The organism is Polaromonas sp. CF318 (assembly GCF_000282655.1).
Classification (GTDB): Bacteria; Pseudomonadota; Gammaproteobacteria; order Burkholderiales; family Burkholderiaceae_C; genus Polaromonas.
The window spans coordinates 37501-46814 of the sequence record NZ_AKIV01000055.1 but is presented as its reverse complement, the minus strand read 5'-3'; the positions used below and the strand labels follow the sequence as shown (position 1 = coordinate 46814).

The window sequence follows — 9314 nt, the reverse complement described above, 5'->3', positions numbered from 1 at the left end:
AAAGCCGCCACCGGCGGCTCGGTCACGTTCTCGATGGCCAACACCGCCACGCCGGCCAGCCCGGCCTGGAACCAGGTGCTGTACCAGGACAGCAACTGCAACGCGGCGCTGGAAGCCAGCGAGACGCAGGTCACGACCGCCATCACCGTCACCGCCGGGCAGACCGTCTGCCTGGTCATCAAGCAGTTTGTGCCCGCCGGTGCCGGCCAGGGCGCGCAGAACAGCATCACGCTGAGCGCCGCCTTCACCTACACCAACTCGGCCCCGGCGCTGGCCGTCAGCACCTTGCTGGCCACCGACATCACCACGGTGGGCCAGGCAGGCGACCTGTCGCTGGCCAAGCTGGTGAGCAACATCACCCAGGCCCTCCCTGCGGCCACCAGCGTGAACGCCAATCCCGGCGACACGCTGCAGTACACGCTCACAGCCACCAACAACGGCACGCAGCCGCTGTCCACGCTGTTCGTGAGCGACTCCACCGCGGCCTTCACCGGCTTTGTGTCGGCCGCCTGCCCGGGCTCGCTGCCCACGGGCATCACCGGCTGCACGGTGACGACGCAGCCGGCGGTCAATGCGCAAGGGGCGCTGAAGTGGACCTTCACCGGCTCGCTGGCTTCCGGCGGCCAGCTGATCGTCACTTACCGCGTCAAGGTCGACCAGTAGACCCGGCGTGTGCTTGCAGTTCCGCGGCCCGCGGCGTCTCAGGCCAGCACGGCGTTGGCCGCGCGCACGCCTTCGAAATAGGCGGCCTGCAGGGTGCCGTAGCACTGCAGGTTGGTGGCTTCGCCCGCGAAGTGCAGCTTGCCCAGGGGCACGCCCAGGTCGCTGCGGGCCTTCAGGGGCCCGGGGTCCTGGGGGCCGCCGCCTATGAAGGCGGTGTAGGAATACGCGCCCAGGGCGTTGGGGTTGGCGCTCCAGTTGGTGATGGCCTTGCCGGTGGTGAAGTACACGCCGTCGAAGGCGGACTGGATGCCGGCCTTGAAAAGGTCGAACACGTCCTTGTCTGCCATGGCGTCCAGCGCGGCGGCAAAATCTCCGGCCGCGTGGCCCACCAGCACGTCGGGGGCATGGGGCAGGCGGTAGCACTGCCACACCCCTTCCGGCTCCGCCTCGATCAGGTAGTAGTTGGTGCCGGGCACGATGCCGGCGGGGTCGGTGCGCAGCTTCAGGGCCAGTTTTTTGTAGGAACCCAGCCGCAAGGCCTTGAGCGCGTTGGTATAGGCGGCGGGCAGGGCCGGCTCGAACTTGATGGCGCCGCTGCCCAGCACCGCCACCGGCACGGTAACGATGCAGGCATCGACCGCCAGCGTGCCCGAAGTGCCCAGCGTCAGGGTGATGCCGTTGCCTGCGTGGGCGATGGCGCTGACGCGGGTGTCGAAACGCGCCTTGTAGCGGTCTTTGTACAGGGTGGGCAGGAGCTGGCCGTAGGCCGCGACCAGTGTGCCCACGCCGCGCTTGACGAACAGGTTCTCGGCGCCGTCGCCCGCCACCTCCCGGGCCCGGTCCGCAGCCAGGTATTGCCAGGTCTCGGCCGATTCCGTGAACGGCCCGTAGGGGGAGGTCGCATGGCCGAACATTTCCACCTGGGTATCAAAGCGGGGTTTGGCGGCCACCACGACGTTGGGCTGAGCCCTGGCGGCGTTGTACGAGAGCTGGATGCCGTTGACGACGGCCAGCACTTCGGGGTCGGTGGTGGCTACGTTTTTCCAGGTGCCATCCTCGTCGACGCGCAGCTCGTAGGAGGCGTCCTCCTCCACCGTTTCGAAGCGCAGGTCTTTGGCGATTTCGGTCAGCGGGTTGGTGGTCGGGTCCTGGATGTACTGCGCCCCCATGTCGAAGGCAAATCCCGGAATGGACTTGCTGTCGGTCCGGGCGCGGCCGCCATAACCGCCCGCGGCCTCCAGCAGGTGCACCTCGCTGACATCGGCATCCCCCAAAAGCGTGTGCGCCGCGGCGATACCGGCCAGGCCGCCCCCGACAATGGCTACTTTCATGCGCTTGCCCTTTCGTGCTCCCACGGCGCGAAAGACCTTCCGCGCAGCGTGGAACCCGACTTTAGGCAGGCCCGCGCGCGCTGGCGATTACAGGGGATTACAGGGGGCTGCAGGGAAAGAGGCGGCGGGCTTCACAGCATCTCGTCCGGCGCGAACGGCCCTATCAGCTTGAGCATCAGCTTCAGGCCCAGGCTCGCGTCGGGCTCCACCCGGGAGTCCTTGAGCTGCGAGCCCTGGGGAGCGCGCCAGACCATCTGGCCCTGCTCGTCCAGCTCCACGCGGTAGGCGCCGGCGGCCAGCGTGGGTTCGATCAGGCGCGTGGCCTCGGCCGAGATGGCGCGGTTGCGGATGACGATGGCGACTTCGCTGTTTTGCAGCTGGGACCGCAGGTCCAGGTTCATGGAACCCACCACCAGCAGCCGGTCGTCCATCACCACCACCTTGGAATGCAGGCTGGCGCGCGAGCCGCTGGTGGAGCCGCCCGTGGAGCCGCTGCTGAGCGCCGATGAGCCGAAGCTCGAAAAAGACCCTTCCTGCTCGGCGCGCATTTCATACAGCTCTATGCCCATGTCGAGCAGGGCCTTGCGATAGCGCGCGTAGCCGACGTGGGCGGCGGGCGCGTCGTTGGAGGCCAGCGAGTTGGTCAGCACGCGCACGCGCACGCCGCGCCGGCGCAGGTCGGCGAACTGCGCCATCATGCGTTCGCCGGGCACGAAGTAGGGTGAGACGATGAGCAGATTGCCTTTGGCCTGCGACATCAGCTGCAGCAGGCCGTCCACCGTGGTGTCCTGGGATTCGCCGGTGGTGTCGGCATCGGCGGCGATCTTGGATGGTTTGTCGACCAGCAGGACGGAAGGTGCCCAGGTCCAGGTCAGCAGGCGCAGGTCGGCCGAGTCGGGCAGCGCGGCGGCCGCGGCGACGGAAGCCGCGGAGGCATTCGACTCGGCGATGGCGGTCTGCGTGGCGGCCGCCAGCGCGGCGGGATCTTCCCGGTTGAGGTTGGCGGGCTGGGCGCCGGGCGGCGGCCGCTTGAGGGCTTCTATCTCCTGGGCCGTCATCAGCGACTGCACCGGGTAGGCCAGCGGGTTGTTCCAGTACTGGTCGAAGCTGGCGGACAGGTCGCGCGCGATACGGCCGGCCGCGATCACGTCGATGTCCACGAAATTCGTCCCCTTGCTTTGGCCGAAGTAGGTCTCGCCCAGGTTGCGCCCGCCGGTGATGGCGACTGCGTTGTCGGCCACGAAGATCTTGTTGTGCATGCGCCGCTGCATGCGGGCGGCGTCCTTGAGGTTGCTCAGGATGCGCATCACCATGGAACCGCGCCCGCCGGGCAGGGGGTTGAACAGCCGCAGCTCGAAGTTTTTCTCGAAGGCGAGCTTGAGCACCTGGGCGTTTTTGCCCGAGGTGTTGAAGTCGTCCAGCAGTATGCGTATGCGCACGCCGCGGCCGGCGGCTTCGCGCAAGGCCTCGAACATGCGCTCGGTGGTGTCGTCGGCAAAGATGGCGTAGTACTGGATGTCCAGGGTTTTCTGCGCGGCCTTGATCAGGGTCATGCGGCTGGTGAACGCCAGCTCGGCATCGCCCACCAGCGCAAAACCTGAATCGTTGCGCGTGCCGGCCTTGGCGGCGCGGGCTGCCACCAGCGCGCCCAGCCGGGTTTCTTCGGGCTTGGCCAGGGCGGTGGATACCGGCCTGTCCACCTCGCTGGGTAAGGAGGCGCAGCCGGCCAGCCACAAGGCGCTGAATGCCAGGGCCAGCGCCGGCAGCACGTGCCGGAACGCCGGGAAGACAAGCTTGCGGGGAAGGGCGTTGGGGGTGGTCGGCATGGTGCAGACCACTGTAGCCTAAGGCGATGTGCGGGATGCCGGGGCCGCCTGCGCTGGCGCCGACTCTTTGTGTAGGAGCCCGGCTTGACCGCGCAAGCCCTGCCCAGAGGGGGCTGCAAAAAAGAGTGGGCGCTTACGACGGCAGTTTTACGATGACAGCGTTTCCCAGCGCTGCAGCGCGTCCATCAGCTCTTCCTCGATCTTGCTGCTCCGCGCATTGAGCTCGGCCGCCCGCTTGGCGTTGGTGGTGTAGAGCGTGCCGTCGTAGAGCTCCTGCTCTATCGCCTTTTGCTGCGACTCGAGCTGCTGGATCAGCGCCGGCAGGCCGTCGAGTTCGCGCTGGTCTTTGTAGCTGAGCTTCTTTTTGGCGGTGGTTTCGCCCGCGTCCTTCTTCGACTCGCTGCTGGTTTTGCCGGCGGGCTTGGGATTGGCGCCCGGGGCCGGTTTGGCGCTGCCGGTGATCTGCGCGGCGCGTTTGGACTGGGTGATCCAGTCGGTCACGCCGCCTTCGTATTCGCGCCAGAAGCCGGGGTTCTCGGGCGAGCCTTCATAGGCGATGGTGCTGGTGACCACGTTGTCCAGGAAGCGCCTGTCGTGGCTGACCAGGAAGACCGTGCCCTCGTAGTTCTGCAGCAGGTCTTCCAGCAGTTCCAGGGTGTCTATGTCCAGGTCGTTGGTCGGCTCGTCCAGCACCAGCACATTGGCCGGCCGGGCGAACAGGCGCGCCAGCAGCAGCCGGTTGCGTTCGCCGCCCGAGAGGGTGCGCACCGGCGAATTGGCGCGGGCCGGCGAGAACAAAAAGTCGGTCAGGTAGCTTTTGACGTGCTTTTTGGCGCCGTTGATCTCCACCCACTCGCTGCCGGGGCTGATGAAATCCTCCAGCGTGGCGTCCAGGTCCAGGCTGTCGCGCATCTGGTCGAAATAGGCCACCTGCAGGTTGGCGCCCTGGCGCACCTTACCGGGGGGCGTGGTCGCGTCGGGCTGCAGCTCGCCCAGGATGAGCTTGAGCAGCGTGGTCTTGCCGGCGCCGTTGGGGCCCAGCAGGCCGATCTTGTCGCCGCGCAGCAAGGTGCCGGTGAATTTGTTGACGATGAGCTTTTCGCTGCCGGGGTGGCCGAAGCTTTTGCTCACGTTGCTGAGTTCGGCGACGATCTTGCCGCTGCGCTCGCCGCTGGAGACATCGAGGTTGACGCGGCCGACGGCATCGCGCCGGGCCGCGCGGTTGGCGCGCAGGGCTTCCAGGCGGCCGATTCGGGCCACGCTGCGGGTGCGGCGCGCTTCCACGCCCTTGCGTATCCAGATTTCTTCCTGGGCGAGCAGCTTGTCGGCCTTGGCGTTGATGACGGCCTCCTGGGCCATCTGCTCTTCCTTTTGCACCAGGTACTGGGCAAAGTTTCCGGGGTAGCTGTTCAGTTTGCCGCGATCCAGCTCGACGATGACGGTGGCGACCTGGTCCAGGAAGGCGCGGTCGTGGGTGATGGTGATGATGCTGCCGTTGAAATTGACCAGCAGTTCCTCCAGCCAGGCGATGGAGTCCAGGTCCAGGTGGTTGGTCGGCTCGTCGAGCAGCAGCACGTCGGGTTTGGCGACCAGCGCCTGGGCGAGTGCCACGCGCTTTTTGGTGCCGCCCGAGAGCGAACCGACGATGGCGTCCTTGTCCAGGTGCAGGCGGTGCAGGGTCTCCTCCACGCGCTGCTCCCAGGTCCAGCCGTCCAGCGCTTCGATTTCCGACTGCAGGGCGTCCAGGTCGGTGTTCTCGTCGGCCGCCAGGTATTGCTCCACCACGTGGCGGGTGCGCGCCAGGCCCGCGCTGGCCGCGATGAAGACCGTGGCGTGTGGGTCCAGGCTGGGTTCCTGCGGCACGTAGGCGATGCGCAGGTTCTGCTGCAGCTGCAGCGTGCCGTCATCGGGTTTTTCGAGACCGGCGAGGATTTTGAGCAGGGACGACTTGCCGGTGCCGTTGCGGCCTATCAGGCCTATGCGCTGGTTGCTCTCAAGGGAAAAATCTGCGTGGTCCAGCAGTGCGACGTGCCCAAAAGCGAGTTGGGCGTCCAGGAGGGTAATAAGTGCCATATAGAAGAGGGATTATCCGTCCCCGCGCGCAGGCCGGCGCCCACGCGGCGTTCATGGCGCCCCCGGCCGGTGAATACAAGTCCTTACGATTGGCGGCCCTGCCGGTGTGGCGCGGCCGCCCTATCGCCTGCCGGGGCTCGCCGATATAGTCATCGGCTTGGGCGACGCATTACTGAGGGAGATTTCGTGGAACTGCAAATCAACGGCCGGCTCGTCCAGGCCGACGCCGATCCCGGCATGCCCTTGTTATGGCTGCTGCGCGACGTGCTGAACATGACCGGCACCAAGTTCGGCTGCGGCGTGGCGGCCTGCGGGGCCTGCACCGTGCGCATCGACGGCCAGGCCGCGCGTTCCTGCTCGGTGCCAGTGTCCGCCGTGCTGGGCAAGCGCATCCAGACCATAGAAGCGCTGGGCACGCCGGACAAGCCCCACGCCCTGCAACTGGCCTGGATTGCCGAGCAGGTGCCGCAATGCGGCTACTGCCAGTCGGGCATGCTGATGGCCGCTGCCGCGCTGCTCGAGACAAACCCCCGGCCGACGGATGCCGACATCGACGCGGCCATGACCAATATCTGCCGCTGCGGCACCTACCAGCGCATACGCGTGGCCATCAAGCGGGCGGCCGCCATGGCGCCCGGCGGCGCCGCGAAGAAGGCCAGGGCATGAAGCGGCGGGCCTGGCTGTTCAGCGCCGCGGGCGCGGCCGGCGCACTGCTGGTCGGCTGGGGCGTGCTGCCGGCGCGCTCGCGCCTTGGCAGCGCGGCCCATCCCTGGCCGGCCGGCGCGGAACCCGACCTCACGGGCGTGGTCTTCAACGGCTGGATCAAGATACGGGCCGACGGCGGCGTGGTACTGGCCATGCCGCGCAGTGAGATGGGGCAGGGCGTGCACACCGCGCTGGCCATGCTGGTGGCCGAGGAGCTGGATGTGCCGCTGGCGCGGGTCAGCCTGGAGCAGGCCGGCTCCGATGCGATTTACGGCAATGTCGCCATGTTGGTCGGAAGCCTGCCCTTTCATCCGCTGGAGGTGGACGACTATGCGGCGCAAGGCGCGCCGCGGGTACGCCCCACCAAGGTCCGGCTTGGCGAATGGATGGTGGGCAAGCTGGCCCGCGAGCTGGGCATCAATGCCACGGGCGCCTCGTCCAGCGTGGCCGACGCCTGGGAGGTGCTGCGCACGGCCGCTGCAACCGCCCGCGCTTCGCTGCTGGGGGCGGCGTCGCTGGACTGGAAGTTGCCGGTGGATGAGCTCAGCGTCAGCAAGGGGGTGATTTCCCATCCCTCCGGGCCCTCAGCCCATTACGGGGAACTGGCGAAGTTCGCCGCGGCGACGCCGCCGGGCGAAGTCAGGCTCAAAAGCCGCGGGGACTGGAGCCTGATAGGGCGCAAAGCCCCGCGCCCAGACCTGCCCGCCAAGGTCAACGGCACGGCGGTCTTCGGCCTGGACGTGAGGCTGCCGGGCATGCTGTACGCGGCGGTCCGGCTGTGCCCCATGCTGGGCGGTTCGGCCGGCGCCATTCATACAGAGGTAGCGCTGGCCGCGTCCGGCGTGGAGCGCCTGGTGCGCCTGCCTGGGTATGCGGGCTCCACCGCCGGGTTTGCCGTGGTGGGAAAAACCTGGTGGCAGGCGCAGCAGGCGGCCCTGGCGGTGCCGGTCGATTGGCAGCAGCGCCCGGCCGGCGGGCTGGACAGCGGCGAGATTGGCAAGGCACTGGAAGCCGCGCTGGATCGCGAAGCGGGTTCCACCTTTTATGAAAAGGGCGAAGTCGATAAGGCCGAGGCGGCCGCAAGCCGCAAGGTCGAGGCCTTGTACAGCGCGCCCTACCTGGCCCATGCCACGCTGGAGCCCATGAACTGCACTGCGCAATTCAAGGATGGCAAGGTCTGGTTGTGGGCGCCCACCCAGGTGCCGCAAATGGCGGTGGCCGTCGCCGCCCGTGTGGCGCGCGTCGCGCCTGAGGATGTCCATGTCACCGTGACTTTGCTGGGCGGTGGCTTTGGGCGCCGGCTGGAGGTGGACTTCGTGGCCCAGGCCGTGCGCGTGGCCCTGGAGTGCGGCGGCCGTCCGGTCCAGCTGATCTGGTCGCGCGAGGAAGACACCACGCACGACTTCTACCGGCCCATGCAGCGGGCCAGGCTCAGCGCGTCGCTGGATGCGGCCGGCAAGGTCGGCGGCCTGCGGATCCGCTCGGCCGGCGATGCCATCACGCCGCGCTGGCTGGAGCGCAACCTGCCGGCGCTGGCAGCGCCCGTGGAAACGCCCGACAAAAGCGCGGCCGAGGGTTTGTTCGACCTGCCCTACGGCTTTGCCAGCCAGAAGATGTCGCATGTGGCGACGCGCTCCGGTGTGCCTGTGGGTTACTGGCGTTCGGTGGGGCATTCTCACAATGCTTTTTTCTCGGAGAGCTTTATTGACGAGTTGGCCCTGGATGCGAAGCAGGATCCGCTGGCCTTCAGGCGGTCTCTATTAGAAGAAGCGCCCCGGCACCTGGCCGTGCTGGACCTGGCCGCCGCCAAAGCGGGATGGGGCACGGCGCTGCCCCCGGGCCGGGCTCGTGGCCTGGCCCTGCACGAGTCCTTCGGAACCATCGTGGCGCAGGTGGTGGAGGTGTCCCTGCAGAACGGCGCCCCGCGTGTCCACCGCGTGGTGTGTGCCCTGGATTGCGGCACGGTGATTCATCCCGGCATCGTCGCGCAGCAAATGGAAGGCTCCGTGGTGTTTGCCTTGAGTGCGGCGCTGTATGGGCGCATAGATATAGAAGATGGCGTGGTCCGGCAGAAGAACTTCCCCCAGTACGCCATGCTGGGCCTGGCTCGGGCGCCTGTTGTGGAGACCTATCTTGTTCCCAGTGAGAGAGCGCCAAGCGGAGCCGGTGAGCCGGGTGTTCCGCCACTGGCGCCGGCCTTGGCCAATGCGCTGTTTTCATTGACGGGCCAGCGGTTGCGCTCACTGCCGCTGTCCCTGAACCAGGCGTGATCCAAAAAGTTTTTTCGGAAGTATTCGAAAACGCCAAAACAACCGTGCTATAGTCGATGGCTCTGCTGAACACAGCGAACAAATTCTCCGGAGTTTGCAGCTACCGCGAAAGCGATAAGTCAGCAGAAAAAAAGATCTTGAAAAGTTGACCGGGACTCAAAATTCGGTATAGAATTCAAGGCTCTGCTGAAAACGAAAGTGCTGATCGCAAAACGATCAGGCGGCAGAAAAAAGAGTCAAAAAAGTTTGACCGGTGATCAAAAATCGGTGTAGAATCTAAGGCTCTGCTGATCGCAGCAAAGCAAGCAAAATTCTTCGGAATTAGCTGCTAAGCAAGAAAAGCAAATAACCTTCGGGTTGACTGGGAATTAAAAACCAGTATATAATTTGAGGCTCAGCTGATTGCAGCTGACGACGCAAACAAAGCAGCAAACGCTGCCAAGTAA

At 66.4% G+C, this 9314-nt stretch carries 6 protein-coding genes; 3 read left to right on the top strand and 3 right to left on the bottom strand.

The genetic code is table 11. The features are described 5' to 3' along the window. Window positions 1-663, top strand: a 663-nt coding sequence (locus tag PMI15_RS09635; protein WP_007867373.1) for a DUF11 domain-containing protein, incomplete at its 5' end; no start/stop codon positions are given. A gap of 38 nt (window positions 664-701) precedes the next feature. Here the strand turns inward: PMI15_RS09635 and PMI15_RS09630 are convergent. The 3 genes from PMI15_RS09630 to PMI15_RS09620 all read right to left on the bottom strand — a co-directional run bounded on the left by PMI15_RS09630 (window position 702) and on the right by PMI15_RS09620 (window position 5893). Then, window positions 702-1994: an NAD(P)/FAD-dependent oxidoreductase gene (locus PMI15_RS09630; protein ID WP_007867370.1), complete on the bottom strand. Its 1293-nt coding sequence runs from the start codon at window positions 1992-1994 to the stop codon at window positions 702-704. A gap of 131 nt (window positions 1995-2125) precedes the next feature. Beyond that, window positions 2126-3820 (bottom strand): phospholipase D family protein, encoded by a 1695-nt coding sequence (locus PMI15_RS09625; protein ID WP_007867367.1) that lies wholly within the window; start codon window positions 3818-3820, stop codon window positions 2126-2128. 147 nt (window positions 3821-3967) lie between these two features. Continuing rightward, window positions 3968-5893, bottom strand: coding sequence for an ABC-F family ATP-binding cassette domain-containing protein (locus PMI15_RS09620; RefSeq protein ID WP_007867364.1), 1926 nt, complete (start codon window positions 5891-5893; stop codon window positions 3968-3970). Window positions 5894-6079: 186 nt separating this feature from the next. On the opposite strand from PMI15_RS09620, the gene PMI15_RS09615 reads away from it, so the two are divergent. Further along, on the top strand, window positions 6080-6559 hold the full coding sequence (locus PMI15_RS09615) for a (2Fe-2S)-binding protein (RefSeq protein ID WP_007867361.1): 480 nt from the start codon (window positions 6080-6082) through the stop codon (window positions 6557-6559). After that, a complete protein-coding gene (locus tag PMI15_RS09610) occupies window positions 6556-8868 on the top strand; it encodes a xanthine dehydrogenase family protein molybdopterin-binding subunit (protein ID WP_007867359.1) in 2313 nt (770 codons plus the stop codon). Before PMI15_RS09615 ends, PMI15_RS09610 begins: the two co-directional genes overlap by 4 nt. The last annotated feature ends 446 nt before the right edge of the window (window positions 8869-9314 follow it).